The 24,354-nt window shown below is 54.4% G+C and carries 22 protein-coding genes; 8 read left to right on the forward strand and 14 right to left on the reverse strand.

What is annotated here, in order from left to right:
• The first annotated feature begins 65 nt into the window (after window positions 1–65).
• Entirely contained in the window at window positions 66–3,851 is a 3,786-nt protein-coding gene (locus tag AADB16_RS04180) for a DUF1631 family protein (protein ID WP_410801577.1), read from the forward strand.
• A 63-nt stretch (window positions 3,852–3,914) separates the two neighbouring features.
• A complete protein-coding gene (locus AADB16_RS04185) occupies window positions 3,915–4,781 on the forward strand; it encodes a phosphoribulokinase (RefSeq protein WP_298452410.1) in 867 nt (288 codons plus the stop codon).
• A gap of 42 nt (window positions 4,782–4,823) precedes the next feature.
• On the opposite strand, the gene speD is transcribed toward AADB16_RS04185, so the two are convergent.
• Window positions 4,824–5,618: an adenosylmethionine decarboxylase gene (speD, locus tag AADB16_RS04190; protein ID WP_298452412.1), complete on the reverse strand. Its 795-nt coding sequence runs from the start codon at window positions 5,616–5,618 to the stop codon at window positions 4,824–4,826.
• A 164-nt stretch (window positions 5,619–5,782) separates the two neighbouring features.
• The gene (locus AADB16_RS04195; RefSeq protein WP_410801579.1) at window positions 5,783–6,211 is read right to left on the reverse strand and encodes an OsmC family protein; all 429 of its coding nucleotides are present in this window, start codon (window positions 6,209–6,211) and stop codon (window positions 5,783–5,785) included.
• Between the two features lie 263 nt (window positions 6,212–6,474).
• On the opposite strand from AADB16_RS04195, the gene crp reads away from it, so the two are divergent.
• A complete protein-coding gene (crp, locus tag AADB16_RS04200; RefSeq protein WP_100638015.1) occupies window positions 6,475–7,116 on the forward strand; it encodes a cAMP-activated global transcriptional regulator CRP in 642 nt (213 codons plus the stop codon).
• On the opposite strand, the gene AADB16_RS04205 is transcribed toward crp, so the two are convergent.
• The 7 genes from AADB16_RS04205 to AADB16_RS04235 all read right to left on the reverse strand — a co-directional run bounded on the left by AADB16_RS04205 (window position 7,113) and on the right by AADB16_RS04235 (window position 13,397).
• On the reverse strand, window positions 7,113–7,985 hold the full coding sequence (locus tag AADB16_RS04205; RefSeq protein ID WP_410801581.1) for an alpha/beta fold hydrolase: 873 nt from the start codon (window positions 7,983–7,985) through the stop codon (window positions 7,113–7,115). The two genes, crp and AADB16_RS04205, sit on opposite strands and share 4 nt — an antisense overlap.
• A 101-nt stretch (window positions 7,986–8,086) precedes the next feature.
• Complete coding sequence (gene modC / locus AADB16_RS04210; RefSeq protein ID WP_410801583.1) at window positions 8,087–9,169, reverse strand: molybdenum ABC transporter ATP-binding protein; 1,083 nt, start codon at window positions 9,167–9,169, stop codon at window positions 8,087–8,089.
• Window positions 9,166–9,843 (reverse strand): molybdate ABC transporter permease subunit, encoded by a 678-nt coding sequence (modB, locus tag AADB16_RS04215; RefSeq protein WP_410801585.1) that lies wholly within the window; start codon window positions 9,841–9,843, stop codon window positions 9,166–9,168. The genes modC and modB overlap by 4 nt, the downstream gene beginning before the upstream one ends.
• A gap of 20 nt (window positions 9,844–9,863) precedes the next feature.
• The gene (gene modA, locus AADB16_RS04220; protein ID WP_410801587.1) at window positions 9,864–10,625 is read right to left on the reverse strand and encodes a molybdate ABC transporter substrate-binding protein; all 762 of its coding nucleotides are present in this window, start codon (window positions 10,623–10,625) and stop codon (window positions 9,864–9,866) included.
• A gap of 76 nt (window positions 10,626–10,701) precedes the next feature.
• Window positions 10,702–11,616, reverse strand: a complete 915-nt coding sequence (locus AADB16_RS04225) for an alpha/beta hydrolase (RefSeq protein WP_410801589.1) — start codon at window positions 11,614–11,616, stop codon at window positions 10,702–10,704.
• On the reverse strand, window positions 11,579–12,556 hold the full coding sequence (locus tag AADB16_RS04230; RefSeq protein WP_410801591.1) for a sterol desaturase family protein: 978 nt from the start codon (window positions 12,554–12,556) through the stop codon (window positions 11,579–11,581). Before AADB16_RS04230 ends, AADB16_RS04225 begins: the two co-directional genes overlap by 38 nt.
• Window positions 12,557–12,656: 100 nt before the next feature.
• Window positions 12,657–13,397: a glutathione S-transferase family protein gene (locus AADB16_RS04235; protein ID WP_410801592.1), complete on the reverse strand. Its 741-nt coding sequence runs from the start codon at window positions 13,395–13,397 to the stop codon at window positions 12,657–12,659.
• 176 nt (window positions 13,398–13,573) lie between these two features.
• Between AADB16_RS04235 and AADB16_RS04240 the strand changes: the two genes are divergently transcribed.
• Window positions 13,574–14,551 (forward strand): META domain-containing protein, encoded by a 978-nt coding sequence (locus AADB16_RS04240; protein ID WP_410801594.1) that lies wholly within the window; start codon window positions 13,574–13,576, stop codon window positions 14,549–14,551.
• Here the strand turns inward: AADB16_RS04240 and AADB16_RS04245 are convergent.
• The 4 genes from AADB16_RS04245 to AADB16_RS04260 form a co-directional block, all read right to left on the reverse strand.
• On the reverse strand, window positions 14,521–15,360 hold the full coding sequence (locus tag AADB16_RS04245; RefSeq protein ID WP_410801596.1) for a substrate-binding periplasmic protein: 840 nt from the start codon (window positions 15,358–15,360) through the stop codon (window positions 14,521–14,523). The genes AADB16_RS04240 and AADB16_RS04245 overlap by 31 nt on opposite strands.
• Window positions 15,361–15,466: 106 nt before the next feature.
• Window positions 15,467–16,498: a betaine/proline/choline family ABC transporter ATP-binding protein gene (locus AADB16_RS04250; protein ID WP_410801598.1), complete on the reverse strand. Its 1,032-nt coding sequence runs from the start codon at window positions 16,496–16,498 to the stop codon at window positions 15,467–15,469.
• Between the two features lie 9 nt (window positions 16,499–16,507).
• A complete protein-coding gene (locus tag AADB16_RS04255) occupies window positions 16,508–17,542 on the reverse strand; it encodes an ABC transporter permease (protein WP_410801600.1) in 1,035 nt (344 codons plus the stop codon).
• 122 nt (window positions 17,543–17,664) lie between these two features.
• The gene (locus tag AADB16_RS04260; RefSeq protein ID WP_410801602.1) at window positions 17,665–18,633 is read right to left on the reverse strand and encodes an ABC transporter substrate-binding protein; all 969 of its coding nucleotides are present in this window, start codon (window positions 18,631–18,633) and stop codon (window positions 17,665–17,667) included.
• A gap of 343 nt (window positions 18,634–18,976) precedes the next feature.
• Between AADB16_RS04260 and AADB16_RS04265 the strand changes: the two genes are divergently transcribed.
• Window positions 18,977–19,594 carry a glutathione S-transferase family protein gene (locus tag AADB16_RS04265; RefSeq protein ID WP_309044707.1) on the forward strand — a complete coding sequence of 206 codons (618 nt, stop codon included), beginning with the start codon at window positions 18,977–18,979 and terminating at the stop codon, window positions 19,592–19,594.
• Here the strand turns inward: AADB16_RS04265 and AADB16_RS04270 are convergent.
• Complete coding sequence (locus AADB16_RS04270; protein WP_410801604.1) at window positions 19,566–20,801, reverse strand: GGDEF domain-containing protein; 1,236 nt, start codon at window positions 20,799–20,801, stop codon at window positions 19,566–19,568. The genes AADB16_RS04265 and AADB16_RS04270 overlap by 29 nt on opposite strands.
• Before the next feature lie 63 nt (window positions 20,802–20,864).
• Here AADB16_RS04270 and AADB16_RS04275 point away from each other — a divergent pair, with 63 nt between their 5' ends.
• The 3 genes from AADB16_RS04275 to AADB16_RS04285 all read left to right on the forward strand — a co-directional run bounded on the left by AADB16_RS04275 (window position 20,865) and on the right by AADB16_RS04285 (window position 24,351).
• Entirely contained in the window at window positions 20,865–21,479 is a 615-nt protein-coding gene (locus AADB16_RS04275; protein WP_410801606.1) for a DUF4202 domain-containing protein, read from the forward strand.
• 70 nt (window positions 21,480–21,549) lie between these two features.
• The gene (locus tag AADB16_RS04280) at window positions 21,550–22,254 is read left to right on the forward strand and encodes a response regulator transcription factor (RefSeq protein WP_410801607.1); all 705 of its coding nucleotides are present in this window, start codon (window positions 21,550–21,552) and stop codon (window positions 22,252–22,254) included.
• Between the two features lie 123 nt (window positions 22,255–22,377).
• Window positions 22,378–24,351: a TonB-dependent receptor domain-containing protein gene (locus tag AADB16_RS04285; RefSeq protein ID WP_410801609.1), complete on the forward strand. Its 1,974-nt coding sequence runs from the start codon at window positions 22,378–22,380 to the stop codon at window positions 24,349–24,351.
• Window positions 24,352–24,354: the final 3 nt, after the last annotated feature.

A 24,354-nucleotide genomic window follows, 5' to 3' on the forward strand; every position in this document is an offset into this window, starting at 1 on the left:
GGGACGTTAGTCGCTGGCGAGCAGAATTTCCGGCCGCCCCGGCTTTGCGCAACATCAGGTAGTTCATGGATCCGAGAGAACGTCGAAGCAGCCCACGCAAACCTATCAAGCTTGCTGCCCAGATTGACCTGGGCACGGGTGAGACATGGCCGTGCCAGATTGCGGATTTTTGCCCTGAAGGGCTTTTTGTCCGCTACTCCGGTGAGACATCCCGTAAACTGGACCGGGCGTTTGCCACGGCAGGTCGACCTGAACTGACTGTGCGATTCCGCGGCCCCGATGGTAAGCAGCGACATGAGCTTCGCGTTAGTGTTGCCAGGCGTATTGATGGTGCTATGGGCGTCAGTTTCACCCGCAATAACCCGGAAGCCGTTGCGTCTATGCTGCAGCAATGTGGCGGGTCCGATAGCCAGGCACGGGCTTCATTACGCGCTCCGAGTGAGCGAGTCCAGTTTGTCCTGCACCAGTCGGCGAGGGCGGTTATCCAGCACATAGAACCGCTTATGGATGCCTGCTTTGTGCAAATGGCCGATACCCTGAAAGCAGCGGCGCAGAAAGCTACAAATGATCAGCAGGCGAACGAGTTAATGGATTTTTCGGGCCAGGTTAAGGCCCGGCAACGGGTTATCTGGCATCAGATGGCTCGTAGTCTCGAATCGCCGCTTAAACCTGCGCCTAAAGGCTTCCCGGGTTCCGAACTGTCTGTTGTGGACAAAGGAGAGTTTGAGGACTGGCTGACTATCCGGGTAATGGTGACAAAAGCCGACACCCAATATCGCAAGGACCTTCTTCAGCTCAAGCTTCGGTTGGACAAGCTGGGCATAGCCAACGCGACCGGGCACCACAATCCGCTAGGACCATCGCTCGTGTGTGAGTCCTTTCATGGGGGGCTTTCTCAGCTCAAGGCTTCCAGAGAAGTCGAGAAAATTTGCCTGAAGGTGTTTGAGCAGTCAGTCCTGCACCACCTTGGTCCACTTTATAAGGAACTGAACAATATTCTGATTCGCCATGGCGTACTGCCGGATCTCGATCTCAGTAAGTACCTGAGTGAGCAAACCGCCAGTAGTCCTGATGGTAAGTCAGCAGAGGAGCAAAGCCCGCCACAGCCTGTGTCTGCGCCGTTGGAATCAACGCGTAACACTGCGCGGCAAAATAATCAGGCTCAGCCCGGCACAGAACCGTCAGTGCCCCGTGACGCCGGCGCCGGAAAATCCCGGGTGGGTAGTGAGTTCCGAGGCTATGCCCAGGCGGCTCAAACAGCCTTTGCGACCGTGCGGAACCTGCTGGGAACACTCTCAGCTACCCGGGCCAAAGGCGATAGTGCTGCGCCAGCACCTTTTCCCGTTAACGCCCAGCCTATGTCCCCCGGTGAATTGCAGCGCGAACTCCAACAACTGCAGGCGGAGCCGGTTGAAGCGACAAATAATGTTGTCCCCCTGCGCGAGCGGGTGGTGGAAAAAGTCCGCGAGATGGGCGGCAAGAAACTGGATGATGAACAACAAAGTACACTGGATGTTGTAGACCGTTTTTTTCACTCGATTACTGAGAGCCCGAAGCTCAGCGAATACGCTCAAGAGCGAATGCGCCAGCTTCAGGTTCCGGTATTGAAAGTGGTGATGCGCGACCCCGCCTTTTTTGACGACAAAAACAGCCCGGTTAGAGGGGTTATGAACCGACTGGCCCAGTTGGGTGTCAAGGGTGGTCGTCTGAACCCGGTGGTGCAGCGTAAGGTTGATGAGCTTGTCCAGCGTATCACTACCGAGTTTGAGCAGGATACCGGCGTTTTTGAACACACTGTGCAAGAGTTGGATGGCTTGATTGACCGGCAGAACCTTGTTTATCGGCGCAACGTCGAACGGGTAACTGCCGCAGCCGAAGGCGCTCAAAAAGTAGCGGAATCGAAGGTTGCCGTAGCGGAGATGTTGAGCCAGAACCTGGCGGGCCGGAAGGTTCCGAAAGCGGTGCTCAGTCTGTTGGATGGCGGCTGGCGGGATTTGCTGTCACTGACCTGGATTCGCCAGGGCCCGGACAGCCAGATCTGGGACGACTACCTTGCGGTTGTCGATTCGCTGCTGACGTTTTCAGAAGATCGTGATTCCGCCATAAACCTGCCGGAATTGCTCCGGGTTATTCAGGATGGGCTAGCGTCTATTTCCAGTAACCACCTGCCATCATCCCAGATACGGGATGAGCTGAAACAGTTTCTGGTGCGCAGTCCTGAGAGCCCGCCGGAAATGGTGGAAGTGCCTAAAACACAACCTGTCAAAGATCTTAAGCAGTCGCTGTCTGAGCGCGAACAGCGCAGTCTGCAGCGCTGGATAAATCGCGCCCAGAGGCTGCGTACGGGTGATTGGCTTCGGGATCAGGAAAAGCCCGACGAGCCGCAGTATATCCGTCTGGTCTGGGTGGCTCGTGGATTCACCCGGTTCGTGTTTGTGAACCACCAGGGTATGCGGGTCGTGGAACTTGAGCTGGAAGCCCTGGCACGCCAGATGCGCAAAGGAATTATCGTGCCCGATGGCCAATACGAGCGGCCGTTGGTGGATGAGAGCATCGACCGAATGGTGCGCAAAGTTTATGACCAGTTATCCTGGGCCTCCACCCACGACGAGCTCACAGGGCTGCTCGGTCGCCGTGAATTTGAGCGAATGCTTGACCAGCAATTAGCAAGACGCGAAGACGAGCGCTCGCTGCTCAGGCTGGATCTGCGCAAGTTCCGGTTATTGAATGACACAGCGGGTTATCAGGCGGGTGACGATGCGCTCAAACGTGTGGCGGATTTGTTGCGAGAACATGTAGGGGACGGAATGCCTCTGGCAAGGCTCGCGGGGAACGAGTTTGGCATGCTGGTGCCAGCGGAAAACGCAGACGATGCAGCCCGCAATCTTATTCTGGCTGTCGAAGCGGCTGAGTTTGTTTATGGTGAGCGCAACTATCAGTTGTCTGCCTGTATAGGTGTTGTGCCGGAGTTGCCTGGTTTGGTTAGCGCCGAGCGCTGGCTGCGAGCGTCTGAACAGGCTTTAGGTAGCGCCAGAACGAAAGGTCTTGGCAAGGTGGTGGAGTATTCTCTGGATGCCGGCGATCAGGCGCGGCAGGAGCAGATAGCGGCGAAAGTCGCCAGCCTTGGTGATCTCGACGAAGAGCGCATGCTCTTGCGTTGCCAGAAAATTATTCCACTGCACAGCCGTACCAAAATGGCGGCACAGTACGAAGTGCTGATCAGCATGTACGATGACGCCGGGGTGCTGATTACCGGGCGTGATTTTGTGCGCATGGCAGAGCGGTATGATCGCATGCAAGCGGTAGATCGCTGGGTGGTTGGCCATATGCTGGATTGGCTGCGGGTGCAGGCGCCTGATCCCCGCCACCTTGGCGGAGTGTGTATTAATCTCTCAGGTTATTCTTTGAACGACCAGTCGCTGCTTGAGCATATCTATGAAAAGCTGAGTGAAAAAGACGCGCCCATCGAGCGTCTCTGGTTCGAAGTAACAGAAGCCTCAGCAATCAATGATGTACAGGCGGTGGCAGACTTTATTATCGAGATGAAGGAGCTTGGTTGCAGGTTCTGCCTCGGAAATTTCGGCAGTGGGCCCAGTTCGTTCGAGTTCATGCGCTCGCTCCCGGTGGATTTGATCAAGATAGACAGCGCCTTCACTGGCCAGCTCAGCACCAGCGAAACCGATCGTGCCATGGTGCAGTCCATGGTGGATATGGCGCATTACATGGACCGGGAAGTGATTGCCAGCCAGGTTGAATCCCGCGACGTTCTGGATACACTGAGGCAGTTGGGCGTGGATTACGCTCAGGGATTTGTGATTGAAAAGCCCCGCTCGCTCGACAGCCTTGCCTGACGTCTTCATGGCGAACATCCAACATTCACCAGAATTATATACAACCGACGGCGCACTTCAGCCATGTCAAAACGTCATCCCATTATTGCCGTAACCGGCTCGTCCGGTGCGGGCACCAGTACCACAGGCCAGATATTTCGGCGCATGTTTGCGAATGAGGGGCTAGCGGCGGCGATGGTCAGCGGCGACAGTTTTCACCGCTACAACCGTGAGCAGATGGCTCGGCTGGCTGCAAAGGGTCAGTTTGGTGAGCGCAACCACTTTGCCCTTGCCGCCAATCACATCGACAAGTTGGAAGCGCTGTTTTACGACTACAGCCACACAGGCAATGGCCGGTACCGGCAGTATGTGCACGATGAAGATCGCGACCTGCAGGCCGAAGGCCATAAGCCGGGCACCTTTACGGCTTGGGGATCTTTGCAGGCAGACACGGATTTGCTGTTTTACGAGGGCTTGCACGGGGCGGTAGTCAGTGAAGCCTACAATATTGCCCAGTACGTGGACTTGATGATTGGCGTGGTGCCTATCGTAAACCTGGAGTGGATTCAGAAAATACACCGGGACACCCATCAGCGCGGGTACAGTCAGGAAGCCGTGGTTACAACCATTATCAACCGTATGGATGACTACGTTCACGATATAGTGCCGCAGTTTTCACATACCCATATCAACTTCCAGCGCATCCCTCTGGTGGATACGTCCAACCCGTTCGTGGTCCGGGATGTGCCTACCGAAGACGAAAGCATGTTTGTTATCCGGTTCCGGGATGCTTCAGAAGTAGATTTTTCCTACCTGCTGCAAGCGATTCAGAACAGTACCCTATCACGCCACGACACTCTGGTTATTCCAGGCACAAAAATGGCGCTGGCCATGGATCTTATTGTAAGACCGATGGTGCAGCGCCTGATCGCACAGAAGTCCTTCGCCTGAATCTGCCAGAGCTTCGCCTGGCAGAGGCCTTGCCGGGTACTCTTACTCCATGTTGCGTGAGTAGAATATCTCCAGCTTTTCGCGGCGAAGTCGCTCTTCAATCGTGCGCGCAATCTCAGGGTCAAGATCTTCCGCATTTTCACCGAAAACGTGGTTGTCGAGGTTGAACTCTTTCACCATCATTTTGGTGTGGAAAAGGTTTTCCTGATACACGTTCACATCGATCATCTGATAAGCATTCTGCGTATCTTCGGTCAGGTAGTTCTGGATCGAGTTGATGTCGTGATCAATGTAATGCTTGGTGCCGTCTACATCGCGGGTAAAGCCACGTACACGGTAGTCAACGGTCACCACATCCGAATCGAAGCTGTGAATCAGATAGTTCAAAACCTTCAAGGGCGATATCAGGCCGCAGGTGGACACATCGATGTCTGCCCGGAAGGTACTGATTCCCTCGTGGGGGTGACTCTCGGGATAGGTGTGTACCGTCACGTGGCTCTTGTCCAGGTGAGCTACGATGGTGTCGGGTAGCGGGCCGGGTGACTCTTCGTTGTCGGGCTCTTCACCGTCGGTCAGTTCATGCTCGGCGATGAGCATGGTCACCGATGCCCCATGGGGCTCGTAATCCTGACGGGCGATGTTGAGCACATTTGCGCCAATGATCTTGACCACATCGGTCAGAATCTGGGTAAGGCGCTCTGCGTTATACATCTCATCGATGTAGTCAATATAGCCTTCGCGCTGCTCTTCAGTCTGCGCATAGCAGATGTCGTAGATATTGAAGCTCAGGGATTTCGTCAGGTTGTTGAAACCGTGCAACTGGAGTTTTGATTCCATGCTCAGGCCCTCCGATCTATGGAGATGAATGACGGCAGGGCGGTCGTTACACGCTCTGCGCAGGCCGCCACCGGCAAGGATTCAGGTTGTTCACCTTTTGTTCAAGCCGGCGGAGAAAGGGCGGTATTATGCACGCCCCGTTGAGTATTGAATAGTGCTGTGGGTCAGGCTTGGGCTGCGGCCCGGATTTCATGGCTGTGGCTGATTTCCACACCGGCTTTTTCAAGCATAATCGAAGCAGAACAATACTTCTCAGCAGACAAACTAACAGCACGTTTTACCTGGCTTTCTTTCAGGTTGTGGCCGGTCACCACAAAGTGCAGGTGAATCCTGGTGAACACTGAAGGCACAGCATCCGCGCGCTCGGCTTCCAGCTCGGCATGGCAGGCGGTAACATCCTGGCGGCTCTTTTTCAGAATGCTCATCACATCAAAAGATGAACAGCCACCAAGGCCCATCAGCAACAGCTCCATGGGGCGGGGGCCGAGGTTTTCGCCACCGTGATCGGGTGGGCCATCCATCTGCACAGAGTGGCCAGTGCCACTGGTAGCTCGGAAGCTGGCGTTGCCGGTCCAGTCGACGGTTGCTTTCATTAAGGGTGTGCTCCTTTAGCGCGGTGGCGGGCAAGGGCCCACCTGGATGGTATCGAATGGACAGGATGCTAGCATAACCGATAGCCTGTGGCAGTCGATGGCGAATGCTCTTGATACATTCGGTATACTGTTTCCAGTTGCCCGAAGCAGACCTTCTTGCTATAAGTTGTTATGTTATTTGGCAAAAAATAAACCCGCAGGGAAAGCCGGGTGAACAACAAACATCGGATCCCGCCAGTATTTGAGGAGGCACTACCCGCACTATGGCCACTATCATTAAGCCAGTTGAGCAGAAAACCAAACATCTCGACTATTTTCTTTCTCAGTGCCATCGCCGCCGCTACCCGGCCAAGAGCACCATTATTTACGCGGGCGACAAAAGCGACTCCCTCTTTTACATCGTTAAGGGTTCCGTCACGGTAATCATTGAAGATGATGATGGCCGCGAGATGATTATGGCCTACCTCAACGCCGGAGACTTTTTTGGCGAGATGGGGCTGTTCGATAATATGGATTCCCGCAGTGCTTGGGTGAAGGCGAAAACCGAGTGCGAGGTGGCGGAAATTAGTTACCCCAAGTTCCGGGAAATTGCCCAGCAGGATCTTGGGGTTCTCTACTTTATTGGCGAGCAAATGGCTTCGCGCCTGCGCCAGACTACCCGTAAAGTGGGCGATCTGGCATTCCTGGACGTAACGGGCCGGGTTGCCCGTACCTTGCTCGACCTGTGCAAGGAGCCAGACGCCATGACTCACCCGGATGGCATGCAGATCAAAATCACCCGTCAGGAAATTGGCCGCATTGTAGGCTGTTCCCGGGAAATGGTTGGCAGAGTGCTTAAAACCCTGGAAGATCAGGGGCTTGTGAGGGTGAAAGGCAAAACCATGGTGGTTTTCGGAACCCGCTAAGAGCGAATAAAGCTGCGTACTGCACTGGCAACGGCGTCTGGCTCTGTGAGCTGCGCCCAGTGCGGTGCGTTTAATTGCACTTGAGTAAGTTTGCCCGCCCATTGGTTTAGCTGCCCGAACAAGTCGGCACCCACATAACTGTCTTGCGTCAGAATAATCAGTTGCACCGGGCAGCTTGCGAACCTTGGTTGCGGCCTGAGCAGGCGGGACAAAAAGTTGGCCCGGTACAATTGCACTCCGTAACGCCCGTCCTCCTTCTGCGCGCCGCTGAAACATGCATCTGCCACCCCCTCCCGCTTCTGCAATATAACTGGCCACTTTCTATCAAGCCCCATACTCCAAATGGCTTCCGGTATAACGGGCAGCTGAAACAGAAAAATGTACCAGGATTTAAGCAACTGCTTGGCCACTCTCATTGGCCCACCACCAGTCAGGTTTGATGACTGTGTTCTTAGCCAGGCCCCGACATGATCGAGGCAGGGGCCAGAAATCGATGTGAAGGAAAGAATGCGATTCTGAAGTGGGCCTGAGCCCACAGACTCCCAGCTCTGTATGGAGCCCCAGTCGTGGGCGACTATATGAAACTGACGGTTGGGCAATAGCTGATCCACAACGGCCTCAAGATCCTTTGCCAGCAGCGATAAGCGATAGTCCCGCGTGCGAACCGGCTTGTCTGAAAGGCCAGCCCCTCGAACGTCGTAGCGCACGAGAAAGAAATCTGACGCCAGAGCGTCAACAACCTTGTCCCACACACGGTGGTTGTCCGGGTACCCGTGAACCAGAACCAGAGGTATGCCGTCTGGATTCCCTTCGGTCACGGCATGCAGTGAGATGTTGTTACTGGTGATACGGTGAGTGCTGTACATCATTGCAGGCCCGTTATCAGGAGTTGAACGGTGTGTGCAAAGAAGCTTACGTGTCTGAATCCGCAGAGGCTGTGGCCAAAAGGGCCATAACCCGGTCCGGTTGATCAATCAACAATGGCGACGGACTTGATCTGCAACCAGACGTGCTGCCCGGGCTCAATGGCCAGAGCGTGCACGGCCCGGCTGGTCAGGCGTGAAAGAAAAGGGGTTTTCCCAGCCAGTAAGCGCACAATGGATGTGCCCGGGCTGACCTCCAAGGCTACTTCATCAACGATCGCAGGCAGCAGATTCTGGATGCTCTGGTCGGTTTGCTCGCTCCGGGCCAGGCTGACATCCCTTGCGAGCACTTGTAGCCGAATTTTCTGCCCGATCATCAGGCGTTCATCTGCGCGCAGCCAGAGGTGGCCTCCCTCAAAATCCGCACGGCACAGATGCCACTGCTCATCCCTTTCCGACAGGGTGGCATCGAGAATTACCCCTGCATCGTCCTCAAGCCCAAAGGGCTGGTTCGTGCGAGCCATAATCTGCTGCAGTGGGCCTTCTGCAACAACCCGTCCGCCATTCATCATCACAATGTGGTCCGCCAGCCGTGCAACTTCGGCTGTGGAGTGGGACACATAGAGCATGGGGATGGCAAGGTTGTCCCGCAGGGCTTCCAGGTAGGGCATGATGTCCTGTTTGCTGGCCTGGTCGAGGGCAGACAGGGGTTCATCCATCAGCAGCAATTTGGGGCTTGTGAGCAGTGCGCGGGCAATGGCTACACGCTGGCGCTCCCCGCCAGAGAGTTTCTCCGGCATGCGGCCAAGCAGGCGCGAGAGCCCCAGCCATTCAACCGCCTGATCGAAGGATATTTGGCGGTCGCTTTGCGGAATGCGTTTGTACCCGTACATCAGGTTGCGCTTTACCGAGAGGTGAGGGAACAGACTGGTTTCCTGAAACACGTAGGCCAGCGGCCGTTGATGAACGGGGCGGCTACTGGTTTTGTTCTGCCATTCGTCACCGTTAACGCGCATGGTGCCTTCTGCCGCCTGCAGGCCTGCCATGCAGCGCAGCAAGGTTGTTTTGCCACAGCCTGAATGCCCGAACAGGGCGGTGAGCCCGCTACCCGGGAGGTTCAGATCAACGTCCAGTTCAAATGTCCCAACCTTGCAGGCGAAACGCGCCTGTATTCCTGAGGTGCCCATCATCTCACCAGCCCGGACTGCAGTCGGCCATTAAGTGAATACAGGGTTACTAGCACCACAAAGGAGAAGACAACCATGCCCGCAGCCAGCCAGTGGGCCTGGGTATACTCCAGGGATTCCACATGGTCGTAAATGGCCACCGAAAGCACCTTGGTTTCACCGGGTATGTTGCCGCCGATCATAAGTACAACGCCAAATTCGCCGATGGTATGGGCGAAGGTGAGCACGCTGGCGGTCAGAAACCCCGGCCTTGCCAAGGGAATCACGATAGAAAAAAAGCGATCCCGGGGCGACGCCCGAAGTGTGGATGCGACTTCAAGAAGCTGCTGGTTAATGGAGGCGAATGCGTTTTGCAGGGGCTGAACGGTAAATGGCAGGGAATAGATAACCGATGCAATGACCAGACCTTCAAAGGTGAAGGGCAATAAGCCAAGCCCCAACTGCTCGGTGATCTGGCCAACCATGCCTTTCGGACCCATCAGCACCAGCAGGTAGAACCCCAGAACCGTAGGCGGCAATACCAGGGGCAGGGCAACAATCGCTGCAATGGGTTGCCTTACCCAGTGATTACTACGAGCTAGCCACCAAGCGATGGGCGTTCCCACCACCAGAAGTATGGCGGTGGTAAAACCTGCAAGCTTCAAGGTGAGCCACACTGGCTCCCAGTATATGTCCATGGAGTTGGCCGGGTTACGTTTTAGTGGTCGGTCTCATACCCAAAACTTTCAATGATGCCTCGGGCTTTGTCGCCGCGCAGGAACTCAAGCCACTGCCGGGCTGCATGGTTCTTTTCGCTGCGAGTCAGAAGAATAGCTTGTTGGTTGATGGGGGAATAGTCGGCTTGTGGAATCATCCAGAGCGAACCGCCTTTGTTGTCCCAAGCGCGCACCTGTGAGAGAGCAACAAAGCCGGACTGGGCATTGGTGGTGGCGACAAACTGAAAGGTTTGAGCAATCGAGTCGCCGCGAACCAGGCGATCCTGCAAAGCGTCCCAAAGGCGCAGTTTGGTGAGAACTTCCTGGGCCGCGAAGCCGTAGGGTGCTGTTTTGGGGTTCGCAATCGCCAGGCGCGCAAACTCGCCAGACTCAAGCCAGACTTTGGGATCATCAAAAGTACCGGGTACCGGGCTCCAGAGCGCCAGCTTGCCGCGGGCATAGGTGAAGCGGGTGCCTGTTACACCCTGGCCATTTTTCTCAAGCAACTCCGGGCGAAGGCTGTCTGCTGCAAGAAACACATCGAACGGCGCGCCGTTATCAATTTGAGCGTAAAGCTTGCCGGTGGAGCCGTAGCTTGCAACTGCCTCCAGCCCGGTTGCTTCACCAAAGGCAGCAATGAGTTCACGTGTTGTGTCGGTAAAGTTGGCGGCCACGGCGATGCGCACATCGGCCGCATAGGCAGTGCCGCCGAATGCCAGCAAGAGGAACAGACATGCCAATGAACGATAAGGCTTTCGGGACATGGTTTATGGTCTTTTATTCGAAGTATGTAAAGAATGTTTCGCCTGACTGATTTTCTGACCCACGGCGGGTGGCATTTCAGGCTTCGGGTTCCCTGGGAGCAAGTAGCGATAGTATATGCTCCCGAACTTCATCGGTGTTGGTTTCGTTCAGCATCTCATGGCGGCCGCCTTCAAATAGCCGAAGGCTGGTATCTTTTACGCCGGCTTGGCGAATGGCTTCAAAGTGCCGGGCAATACCCTTGCCCATTTCCCCTACGGGGTCATCTGTACCGGAAAACAGGTGAACCGGAAGATCTTTGCGCCACGTGGAAGGCTTGATTGTTAGCATTCCTTGAATGAAATCATGCCACAGGCCTGTGGTGCACTCGAATCCGCAGAACGGGTCTGCAATGTATTTGTCTACCTCGGCAGTATCCCGGCTTAGCCAATCGCAGTCGGTCCGGTTGGGCTTGAACATGCGGTTAAATTTGCCGAAGGACATTTTTGCAATCGTTGGGCTTCGGTGATGTTTGCCGTGGAATCGCCGGATGCCGTTAATCAGGATTCCGGATACCCATAGCTGTGGTCGGTGAATGCGGTTGGTGGCGCTGAGTATCAACATATCCAGAGAGGCTGGATATTGCTGTGCGCAGCTTTGAGCGATGAACGACCCCATGCTGTGCCCAAGCAGGGCAAGACGGATTCCGGGGAAGCGCGCCCGGGTATCCAGTAATACGCGGTTCAGGTCGTCGACGACTTTTTCCCAGCCACCTGTATCACTGTAGTGCCCAAGCTGGTCAGCAGTGCAGGCCGGGCCATGCCCCCTGTGATTCATGGTCACAACAGCAATGTTCCGTTGGGTCAGCCATCGGGCGAAATCAGCATAACGGTCGGCGTGTTCCGCCATGCCATGGGCGATAACCAGAACGGACCGGGGCATGTTTGGGGAAAAAATCCTGCCCGTGATGGTGTGGTTATTTTGGCCGTTCAGGCTCAGAGATTGCTCTTGCATGGTGTGTTCCGGACGCTGTTGGAGTCGGGCGTTCCCACTCTGGTGGTTTCCAGAGATGGCTTATTCGAGAGGCTAGTTTACCCGGGCGGGCCATGTCACGGAACAGATCCACGTATTCATGTGTCCATAGCACAAGCAGATTGTTGGATGGCGCCGGGCGGGTAATACCATACTCCACCGGCATGTTGGCATCTTCTGCTGTAAAGGTTCCGAACAAACGGTCCCAGATGATCAGGGTGCCGCCGTAATTCTGGTCAATATATTCCGGGTTGCGGCCATGATGAACACGGTGATGGCTAGGGGTGTTGAATACCTGTTCGATCCAACGGGGCAACTGCCCGATCAGTGTGGTGTGAACGAAAAACTGATACACCAGAGACAGCGCGTAAACGATGCCAATCCAGACCGGATTGAACCCCAGTAGCGCCATGGGTAGGTAAAATGCCCAGCCGCCATTGAATATGTTGGTGGCGTTCTGGCGCATGGCGGTGGAGAAATTCATGCGCTCTGATGAATGGTGGACAACATGGGCGGCCCAAAACCAGCGCATGCGGTGGCTGGCGCGATGCATCCAGTAGAAACAGAAATCGACGCCCAGAAAGGTAAGGACGCCTGTGAGCCAATTCAGCTCCAGTTCAAACAGGCGGTAGTGGTAGCAGAGGGCGTAAACCGGAAAGGCGATAATGCCCGCGAACAATAACTCCGTTGCCTGGTAACCCGCCCCTAGCGTGAAGTTCCGGATGGCTTCGCGAGTATCCATCAGTGCCGGGTTGTGCCTTATTTTCGTGTACTCAAAGGCTGCTACCGCAATGAAAACCGGCGTCGCAATCATGAATATAAGTTGCCGTTCATCCAGCGCCAGCCAAGGGGATACGGCTTGCCAGATCGGCAGCATGCCACTTTCTTCAAGTACAGCGAACATCATTTCGATCAGTGACACAGCTCGTCCCTCCTTTTCGATTCCACAGCATTCTGGCATGAGCCTGTGGAATCGGGAGAGTCGTATCGCGCCACCGGGAGTAGCGGTTTACGCCAAAGGGTTACCGGTTATCGCTGTACACTTTGGCAAGCACCTGTAGTTGGGGCTGCCATTCTGTAAGCCAGCCCTTGATTTCCTTCGGAATTCGCGCAGGCTTTGGCCAGGGAACCGGGTAGGCCTCAGGCTGAAAAAGCGGCGCAAAAAGGGATGCGGCTGTGAGATCTGCTCGGGAGAATGAGTCACCCGCCAGAAACGGCTGCTGGCTGTAGATTTCTGCCAATTCAGTCAGTAACTCTTCCAGTACCTTCCTCGATTCTTCGGCAGTTTTCTCGTTGATCTTCATCCACTTCCGCATAATTTCGTTTACGCGGCTGAATGCCAGGCTAAGCAGAATGCGATTGTAGAAGGGTGTGCCTGCGGCCAGTAGCGGCACTACTATTTTCGGGCGCTGCAAAAAGTGGTGGTAGGAGTAGCAGCGCACGGCAGGACCCGCCAGATTATCCAGACGCTTTTCCCACGCCAGAGCCGCGGATTTTTCAGGCTCATCCATCGGAGTGAGAGGCTTTTCAGGATAGGTTTTTTCGAGGTAGTCGAGTATGTCAGAGGAACCCTGGATAACCTCGCCATCATGCACCAGCACCGGCACAGATGCGCCCGCGCCTTTGGTGAGCTTTTGCATGGTTTTTATGTGCTGTCCCGGCAACAGGTTTGTGGTTTCATAACTGAGATTCTTGTAATCCAGTGCCCAGCGGATTTTCTCGCAGTAGTGGGATATAGCAAATTGATAAAGCCTGAGAGCCATGGGCTGCCTCCTGAGTGAGAAGGCTTAGCATAGCGTCGCGTTGTGTAGATAAAAAGTAAAAGGGGCAGTCAGGGTGCGTGTTTTTAAAGGGTGCTGGGCCGCGGAAATTGGTTTTTAGGCATACGAGACATTAAGATGCCGGCATTCATTCACGAAATAACAGCAAAGGGCTTTCTATGCACTTGCAGCGCTTTTTGAAGGCATCTGCCGTCGCCGCGACGGGGCTTTTTATCTCCGCGTGTGCCTCGGGGCCAAAGACCTCGGGTGCTATTGGCAGCTACCAGTGTGGTCAGCTGGATGTCACGGTTGCCAGCGCGGGCGATGGCGATATACTGGGTGTTGATTACCAGGGCAAACGGCTACTCCTGAAACCAAAGCAAAGCGCGTCTGGTGAACTTTATGTGGCCACCGGAGATGATCAGACCCAGTTCTGGAGCAAAGGTGAGCGGGCCACCTTTACTGTAAAAGGTCAGACTTATCCCGAGTGTTTGCAGGCGGGTGCGCTGGAAATGCCGTTTGAAGCTACTGGAAATGAGCCTTTTTGGCACATTCGTGTAGAAGGCGCGGAGCTGGTGCTAAACCGCCCTTATGACACCGGAGAGCCCGAAAAAGTTGCTCTGGAAACAACCGTTGCCAACCGCCACGGTCGGGAGTTTCGTGGTGAACTGGAAGGCCAGGAACTCACCATGAAAGTAGCCCGCCAGCTGTGTGAAGACAATATGTCTGGTGCCCAGTTTCCGGCTCAGGTTCGTCTGGAGTTGGATGGAGAGGTATTTCAAGGTTGTGGTGGTGATCCGGACCGCCTGTTCCGCGGTGCTGAGTGGGTGGTTCAAGACCTTGCAGGCGCAGGCATTATTGATCGCTCCCGTATAACCGTCGAGTTTTCTGAGGACAACCGCGTTGCCGGCAGAGCTTCATGCAACCGTTACGGGGGGCAGTACGAACTCACAGCCGAAGGGGTGAGTTTTGACCACATGTTTGCAACGAAAATGGCTTGCGCGCCAGCACTTATGAACCAGGAAGATCGCTTTCTGGAGCTCCTGTCAAAGGTGAAGCTCGCAGCTATTGGGCGCAACGGTGAGTTGGTGCTGACAACGGACACGGGGGAGACAATCACGGCGTTTCAGTCAACCGAGAACAAAGGCACCCCGTAGCCTGCAAGAATGTCATTGAGCCGGCCTGACTGTCGCAGATTTTTAATGCCTCCCGACAGAATGCGGGCCAGCTCAGCAGCGTTCGGGTTTGCAGGTGAAAATGCTATAAAGAAGGGTGCCCGGTAAATTTCGCCGGCGTTGCGCGGCACCGGCAAATCAGCCTGGTTCTGCAGTGCCCAGTTCATGACTAGCTCATCTTCTACAAAAACGTCTGTCCGGTGTTGATCAAGCAGAATAATCGCGCGGGCCAAGGGATCGGGGCCGGACAATAGCCATACGCTGCCTTGGTTTTCGCGGTTGCGCTCAATGTAGCTATCCAGTTCAGGTGAGTAGGAATAGCCGTTAATTGCGAGCAGTGTGTGCCCTTTCAGAGAGGCTATACCCTTATAGACCCACTGGCTTTCAGCGTTAGTGTACAGGTGTGTGCGTGAAACGCCGCTGGGTTCCTGGGGGAATACGAAATTCGGCACATCCCCTCTAAATGCGCCTGCCACAGCATCGGCGTGGTTATCTTTGGCGAGTTGAATAGCTCTTGCCCAGCCTGTATTTATGTATTCGACGCGGTATCCAGCCTCAGCAAAGACCGCTCTTGCTATATCTATGGCGTAGCCCTCGCGGTCAGAGCCAGCGGTGCAGTTATGGGGGCACCAGGGATCTGCGGCAATAATAACGGTCAGCTTGTCGCGATCCGCAGCCAGGGAGTTATCAGGCTTGTCAGAGGTTTGAGGTACACCGCTGGCTGGCTTTTCATCCGGGGGAGAGCAGCCAGCCAGGCTGATGAGTAAGGCTGCAAGTATCGCTCGAAACATGTCAGTGGCCAGAGTGTTTTTGGGCAGGAGCATATTGAAATAATAGACTACGCACTCGCACTTCGTATCGGCCCCGAACAATGCGTCTAAGCTGCAGTGGCGTTGGTTAGCCGTTTGAGGGAACCAGCGCGCGTGTCAGTGCTTTCATACACAGGCTGCCCACTGCCTCGCCGTTGCGTACTACCCGGAATACCTTATCCGTATCGCCGCCAGATAGAGAAAGCACAGTTTCAAGATTGTCCTTCTCGGAAAGATCACCTGCATAATCTATATCCTTATCAACATCGCGGCTCATGATAGAGCGTACCCGAAGAACCCGTGCGCGATTGATATCGTTTATAAAGGCGACAATATAAGGGTCGTTGGGGTTGAGCAGAATGTCCTGGGGGTCACCTTGCTGAACCACTTCCCCGTCTTTGAGTATCACCAGGTGATCGGACAGTTTCAGTGCTTCGTCCAGATCGTGGGTGATGAAAATAATGGTTTTCTGAAGTTCGCTCTGAAGCTCCAGCAGCAAATCCTGCATGTCTGAACGGATCAGGGGGTCCAGTGCAGAAAAAGCTTCGTCCATCAACATCACGGGTGAGTTGGAAACCAGCGCCCGGGCTATGCCCACCCGTTGCTGCATGCCACCGGACAACTGATGGGGAAACTGGTTCTCGTTGCCCTCTAACCCAACCCTGGCCAGCCACTTAACCGCTTCACTTTCGAAGTCTGCGACTTTTGAACCACGAATGTTGAGCGCCATGCCAGCGTTTTCAAGCACCGTTTTGTGGGGCAGCAAGGCAAACTTCTGGAACACCATGGACATTTGTTCGCGCCTTAGTTGGCGCAGTTCTTCTTCGTTCAATTCGAGAACGTTCTTGCCATCAAGGCGAATTTCTCCAGCGGTAGGCTCAATAAGGCGGTTCAGATGGCGGATCAGCGTTGATTTACCGGAACCCGAGAGCCCCATGATCACGGTGATCTTGCCATCATAGATATCCACGTTGATGTCTCTCAGGCCCAGAACGTGGTTTTGCTGATCCAGAAGATCCGCCTTGTTCATGCCCCGTTTTACATATTCAAGCGCTACGTCTGGCGTAGGACCGAAGATCTTGTAGAGGTTTTTGATGGAAATCTTTATGTCATTTGCCACGTGCTGTCCTCACTGCTTTTGGGTGGCATTGATGCGTGCCAGAGATGCTTTGGTAACCCGGTCAAGAACCACGGCCAGGATAACGATGCCGAGGCCGGCAACCAGGCCGACACCGAGCTCCAGATTACGGATGCCGCGAAGTACCAGAACACCCAGGCCTGGTGCAGACACAAGCGAAGCGATAACAACCATGGCGAGGCTCATCATGATGGTCTGGTTTACGCCAGCCATGATGTTAGGCAGAGCCAAAGGAATCTGAACCTTGTACAGCTTTTGCCGTGGTGTCATGCCGAAGGCATCAGCTGCTTCGATCACATCCTTGTCGACCAGCCGAATACCAAGATTGGTTAGCCGCACCACCGGCACAATGGCGTAGAGGATAATTGCGATACCGTAGAGCTTGGATTCGGTCACGCTGAACAGGAAAATCAGTGGGATCAGATAGACGAACGGCGGCAAGGTTTGCAGCATATCCAGAACCGGAATCGTAAGTCGCTCCATGGTGTTACTTCTGGACATGGCTATGCCTATGGGCACTCCAAACAGCACGCAAAGAAAGGCGCAGACGAAAATGATGGCAAGGGTCTGCATAGCGTATTCGTAGTAATCGATGAACGCCAAAAGACAGATGCTGACGCCCACAAAAAGCACCAGTTTCCAGGATTTTGTGACCAGAAAAACGACCGCCAACATGATGGGAATAACGATCCACCAGGGGGTATTGAGCATGCCGTAGAGGGCGCCGTCAAGCGCCCAGCTCAGTGGCTGGGTTAGCGGGTCAAGCACCAGGCTAAGGTTGTCTTTTACTGCGAGAAACCCCTCCTCAAGGCCTTTTGTAAGCTCCCTCGATTGAGGGAATGCGGCGCAGGAGTCGTTGAGAGTATCCAACGATGGGAATGGTACGTCCCATAGCGATTCTGGCTCTGCATCTTTGCCCTTGGCCTTGGCGAGCAGATCAGCCATCGACATCGGGCCGTCTTCTTTACCTTTCGCGCACCAGTCTTTTAACCCAAGTGCTGAAAACAGGGAGTCGTAGGTTGCCATCTTCGTATAGCCTCTTCTGCGCATTGGGAGTTATGCGCTACAAAATTCAATTGCTCTTATTGGAATAAGTGCCCGGACGCGGCATCCTTGCGAATGCCGCGTCCGGGTCTCGGGCAGGCTACTCAGTTCGAAAGAATGCCCGCAAGCTTCTTGCGGGCTTCGTCGTTCAGCCAGGTGGACCACTCATCACGATTGTTACTAAGGAAGTACACGGCAGCTTCTTCTGCGGAAGCGTTATTGGTGTCCATCCAGGCAAGCAGTGAGCTCATGGTGTCCGTTTTGAACGTCATTTTACTCAACATCTCGGCTACTTCTGGCTCACGATCCCTGAAATCGGTGGTAACAGAGGTGTAAACAGGTGCTGCAGGGAACTCAGACACCTTGGGGTTGTTTGCATCGGCCGTCTGATTCTTTTGGTGCACGTCTTTATTGTATTCGCCGAGTTCTACTCGGGTCATATCGAGCTTGCCAAGCGGCACAGTTGGGCCCCAATAGTAGCCAAACCAGGGCTCGCCATCCTGAACGGCAGAGGCCATTGACGACGCCAGCGTTTCACCTGAACCGTGGTTGAACACTTTGATACCGGAATCTTCAAGGTCCAGAGCACGGATCAAGTTGTCGTTGACAATTCGACAGCCCCAGCCGTCGGTGCAGTTGTTGAAGCGTGAGCCGACCAGTTCAGGATTGGCCATAATGCCTTCGATGGTTTTCAGCTCAGGATGGGCATCGGCCAGGTATGTGGGAATCCACCAGCCTTCTACACCGCCGGGATCCAGTACTTTACCAAGCCGCTCGATCTTGCCTTCTTCCTCAAGGCGCAGGTAAGCCTCGCCTGCGGAGTTCAGCCACAGTTCAGTCACAATGTCCGGCTCGCCGTTTTCAGCAACCGATGTTACCGCCGGCACAGTGTCTGAAGGTACAACGGTTACATCGCAGCCATAACCCTGCTCCATGATGAACTTGGCTACGTTGGTGACCACTGTATTGGAGGCCCAGTTCATTTCGGTAATGGATACTTCGCCACAGTTGGCTTGTGCCATGGCAGGCACAGATAGTGCACATAGCAGTGCAGCAGACGTAAGCTTTCGCATAGTCACTTCTCCGTTTGAGGGTTGGTGAATTCTGGTATCAGTGGTTTTAATGGTTGTTCTATTACTGATATGGAGTAACCGGGAAAGGCTCTCTGGTTTGCAGTTTTCTGGCAGTGCTGGGAGTAAAACAAAGCGGCTCGTCTCGGTTATCACGTAGCTACAAGCATAAGGGTCCTGAGCTCAGTTACAAGGTTTTAACGAGAATATGGCACTTGTGAAGACGTATTTTGGTGGCGGGTGGAGTTTCTGTACAGTTGCTTGACGCAACCTTGTTTTCGGGCCAATCTCTCGATTGCTTATACCCATGACCTACACTGATTTTTATGGAACGGAGCTGATAATAATGAAGATTTTCGAAACAAAAACCGCCCCGAATCCCCGCCGCGTGCGTATGTTTATGGCAGAGAAAGGGCTGCTTGAGAAGGCCGAATTCATCGAGATTGATTTGTTGAAGGGTGAAAACCGAACGCCAGAATATGCCGCACGCAACCCTATGAAGAAAGTGCCGGTGATGGAGTTGGACGACGGCACCTGTATTGCCGAAACCATGGCCATTTGCCGTTATTTTGAAGAAAGTTACCCTGAGACTCCAACGCTTCTGGGGAACACTCCTCTCGAAAAGGCGCTCATAGAGCAGTGGGTAAGGTGGGTCGAGTTTTACTTCTTTATGCCAACAGGCATGTGCTTTCAACACACCAGTGGCTATTTCAAAGACAGGATGAACCCGATCAAGGAATGGGGTGAAGACTGCGGGAAGAGTGTTGGAAAGTTCATGGCATTTCTGAACAACCACCTCGCGGACAAGGAATACCTCTGCTGCGACCGGTTAACCGCCGCTGATATCAATGCCTTCACTACGGTAGCCTTTGCCCGGGTGGTGAATATCCGCATCCTGCCGGAACACACGCACCTTCAGGCATGGTATGACCGCGTCAAGGCTCGTCCGTCTGCGCAGGCTTGATATCGATTGCGGTTACAGCCGGGTCCAAGCTGGGCGCGGCTATCGCTTCAATGCGGTTGCGCCCATTTTCTTTGGCGAGGTACAAGGCATCATCGGCGCGCTTTATGGCGCTTTCGATGTCACCAACCCCGGAGCAGCTAGTCATTCCCAGGCTGATGGTTTGGGGAATGCTGTGTTCCCCGGTATCCATGGGCACGTCTGCAAGTGAAAGGCGGGCTTTCTCGGCTACATGCATGGCGCCATCCAGATTGGTCTGCGGCAGTAGTATAAGGAATTCCTCGCCACCCCAACGGCATAAAGCATCCTCCGCGCGTATGTGACGGCCGAGCCGGCGTGCGGATTCCTCAAGCACTATGTCGCCGATGTTGTGGCCGTAACGGTCGTTGACCCGTTTGAATCGGTCAAGATCCCCAAGAATCAGGCTGTATGTGGTGCCGTAGCGTTGGGCTCTGGCATGCTCCTGCTGCAGTAAATGGTGCATGGCTCTGCGATTCAGCAATCCGGTCAGCTGATCGGTGGTCGCCTGCTCCTGCAGCTGCTGCCTGGCCATAAACTCGCCCAGCCGCATTTGCCTCAAGGCTTCACTCATGACTAATCCGATAACCATCATCACCAGTGGATCGAACATGAAGGGAAGCAACTCTTCCATGGTCAGCCCCTTGGCCCATGCAGCAAGGCAAAAAAGCGCAAGAGGCAGGGCGAGCATCAGCAGCCATTCACCAATACCCCGTACCGAGAACGCAGAAACCACGAAAAAGCTGATGATCATCATGTTGCTGATCTGGTACATGTTGGTGATCTGGTTGATGTTGGACGTCTGTCCCTTATGGTGGAACAGGAACAGCGCAAGTATCATGGCCATGATCGAGAAGCCCATAAACCTGAGCAGCTGACGACTCTGGAGTCTGGGCTTTCTGGTGTAATGTGCGAACAGCGTGATTAACGCACTCAGCAACACGGGGATTCGGAACCCCAGTTCCGGTAGCCACAGATCGGGTTGGTGGGTAACGCGCAATTGGTGGGTTGACTGATAGAACATGACCGTTGCCAGAAGCGCCCAAGCAGCCACAACGGCTATCTTTCGTTCCACGCTCTGGATGTGCACTTCATAGGCGGGAAGCCATTTGGCCGGGACCTTTCTGGTGAGTACTTTCTGGTTTGGGGGGCTCATCACGCTTTTAATCCGGGTGCCAGTAGTTCTAATCATCAGCCAACCTGTGGCCTGAAGCAACCGCCCTTTGTGGGCAGACCTGTCGTTAAAGGAGACAATATGGAATCTGTAGCTCTTAAGTGCGCTCTGGATGCAATTGACGAAGCAAATCGCGCTGACCCCAATGAGGAGGTTGTGGCAGGTGAATCCGTGCCCAGAGAGTATGCCTACAGTTTGCATATGACTCGCTGGCTTTATGAGCTGGAGCCAGACCCTTCAGAACGAATGCAGATAGCCTGCCGTGCCCAGCATCTTGAACGCTGGAAGATGCCCCGCAGTGATTACCCGGAGGGCCGAAAGTCCTATTACGAGTGGCGTCTGGCCTGTGGGCGCATGCACGGGCGCAGGGCCGCTGAGATCATGGCAAAGTGTGGCTACCCCGAGAGCGAATGTGAGCGGGTTGAGGTGATTGTGACCAAGCGGGAGTTGCGTAAAGACGCAGACACACAACTGCTGGAAGACGTCGCCTGTATGGTGTTTCTCGAGAAGTATTTTGCCCAGTTCTATGCGGATAACGCGGAATATGATCGGGAAAAATGGCTCCGGATTGTGCGACGAACCTGGGGAAAAATGTCTCAACGCGCCCATGAGCGAGCGTTGGCGCTGGCGGTGAACCTGCCGAGCCATCTGCAGGCGTTGTTACAGGAAGCATTGACCCCTGAGACAGGTGATTAAACACGACACTTGAGGCACCTTCATCTGGTGCGTATGATACTCATTATCATTTGATATTCGGTATCATTAAATGGCTGTGCCTGCCAATAACAACCCAAAAATCCTGATTGCCGAAAGTAACCTGATCCTGAGGGACCAGCTGGCAAACGAGCTGTCCTCCCGCGGGTATCGAGTACTACAAAGCCATGAAGGTGATCAGGCGTTGGTTGCCGCTCTGGCTCAACGGTTCGACTTAATCCTTCTGGATGTTCTTTTACCAAAGATGACGGGTTTTGACGTGCTCAAAAGGCTTCGCAAAACCAGTCAAACCCCAGTCATGATGCTGACTGCGTGCGATGCCGAGGATGAGCGCATCATGGGCTATAGGGAAGGCGCCGATGACTGTTTGCCCAAGCCTTTCAGCTTTACCGAATTGTTTCTGAGAATTGAGGCGCTGCTTCGACGAACGCGAGGCGATACCGACCAAAGAGCTGAGCCATCAACATTGTTGATCGGTGAGCTGAAGCTGGATCGACAAAAACTACAGGTAAGCTTCCAGGGGAGGCTGGTGAGCCTCACCCCCATTCAGTTTCGCTTACTCTGGATTCTGGTTCTGCATCAACGAGAGTCTCTGAGCAAGCCCTACCTGTACCAAGTGGTGCTCGAAAAAGAGTTCAATCGGTACGACCGCAGCCTGGATATGCATCTTAGCCGCATCCGCCGCAAGCTGGTTGCGGCGGGGGTGGCCAGTGACCGCCTGCAAACCGTACACGGCAAAGGTTACTGCTTTCTGTAAAGCGATAGATACGTGACAGAGCGAGAGCAGATGTAACAAATGTAAAACCGGTTTCCTTAGCGACACAAGTTATCGAGAATGCATGCCAAATACGAATCATTATCATGATGGAGTTTGGTCGCTATGGCAGTTTTTTCCACAGTCGCACAACCGAAACACTTTCGCCGCAGTGCTCTTTGGTTGGCTCTTGTATCCAGCCCTGTTGTGTATGCTGAACCCGTTGCCCTGGATACGATTCAGGTAACAGCCGATCGCGAGGCAGAGTCCGACGCAGACTCAGTGGTGGACGCTAAAAGTATTGAGCGTTTTCTCTCCGCCGACCTGGAAGATATCTTTGCTGGCGAGCCGGAAGTGAGTGTAGGCAGCTCTGTAGGCGTCGCCCAGAAAGTCTACGTTCGTGGTTTGGAAGATCCACTACTGAACGTGAGTGTGGATGGTGCCACTCAAGCAGGCGTGCTGTTTCACCATACCGGCAGAATCGCGGTTGATCCGGACCTGCTGAAACGAGTGGAAGTGGATACCGGTGCCGGGAAAGCCACGGCGGGTGCCGGTGCTCTGGGTGGTGCGATCCGCTTTATTACCAAAGATCCGGAAGATCTCCTGCGTGAAGGTGAGACTGTCGGTGCTTTGGTCAAACTGGGTTCCTTCTCCAACACCAAAGGCTACAGCGCCAGCACCACAATATTTGGACGCCTTAACGATCAGTGGAGCACGCTGGTATCCGTAAATCAGAGCGATCATGAGCGTTATGAAGACGGTAACGGTGACGAGGTTCCCGGCACCGATGCCCGCCAACAAGTTGGTATGGCGAAACTGGTGGGGCACTTCGCCAATGGCCAGACACTGCGTCTGAGCCACGAAATTCGCAACGATGAGGGTGAGCGGCCGCAGCGCCCCCAGTGGGCGATCAGCAGCTTCAATAAACTCTACGACCTTGATGGCCGCCGGGATACGACCACTCTTAACTACGGTGTGGCGCCGGAAGGCAATCCCTGGCTGGACGCAGAATTCACTTTGTATCAGAGCAGCGCGGAGCTGGAGCAGAATGTGGCAGATCGCTGGGGCCGATACTTCGGTTTTACTCGCAGCATCGGTGGGGATCTCCGCAATACCAGCCAGTTGGGCGACCATAACTTGACCTACGGCGTCGACTACCGTGAAGACAAAGTCAATGCCGGTGGGGAAGCTGACAAGCGGGCTGAAGAAGAAACCGGTGATGTTCTGGGCGTATACCTGCAAGCGGACGTTTGGCTTACGCAGCAATTGTTGCTCAGCGCAGGCGCCCGTTATGACGAGTACAACTTGCAGGATAACAACGACCAGACATTCAGTGAGGATGCCGTTAGCCCGAATGCAAGTCTGGCTTGGCAAGTTCTGGATGGTTTGACGCTGAAAGCTGGCTACGCCGAAGCTTTCCGTGGGCCTATGCCGCGTGACGCCTTCAAGGTAGATCTTGCGCAGAACGACCCTGACCTGAAAGGTGAAAGGGCGAAGAATACCGAAGTGGGCTTTGACTATGTTTACCAGAACTTCACCCTGTCGGCGGAGGTTTACCGGTCTGAAATCAAGGATGCTATCGCCGATGTTCTGTTCGGGCCTGCCATTTACCAGAACATCGGCGACCTGGAATCTGATGGCTATCGCATTGCAACCGGCTACCAGTGGAATGCCTTGAGTGCCGGCTTGAGCTTTCACAGCAATGACGCCGAAGTCGACGGCCAGCCTTTGACCGTGTACGAGCATAACCTGCTGGGCAACACCATCGGTGATACCTGGGTCGCTGACCTGACCTACCTCTGGAGCCATAACCTGGAATTTGGGTGGCAGGGCCAATTTGTGCAGGGAATCGACGACCTTGAAACCACTGTGGGCACGATCGATAAGCCAGGTTACGGGGTGCACGACCTGTTCGTGAACTGGCTGCCAACGGGTAATGAAGATCTGCGTCTGACTCTGGCGGTGAAGAATGTTGGCGACAAGCAATACCTCGACCATGCCAGTAATGCCGATTATCAGGGCATAGCAGGATACGAAGGTGTTGTGGGTATGCCCGCACCCGGTCGGGATATTCGCCTTGGTTTGGCCATGCGCTTTTGAGGC

The sequence above is a fragment of the Marinobacter sp. KMM 10035 genome (genome assembly GCF_046537445.1).
Classification (GTDB): Bacteria; Pseudomonadota; Gammaproteobacteria; order Pseudomonadales; family Oleiphilaceae; genus Marinobacter; species Marinobacter sediminicola.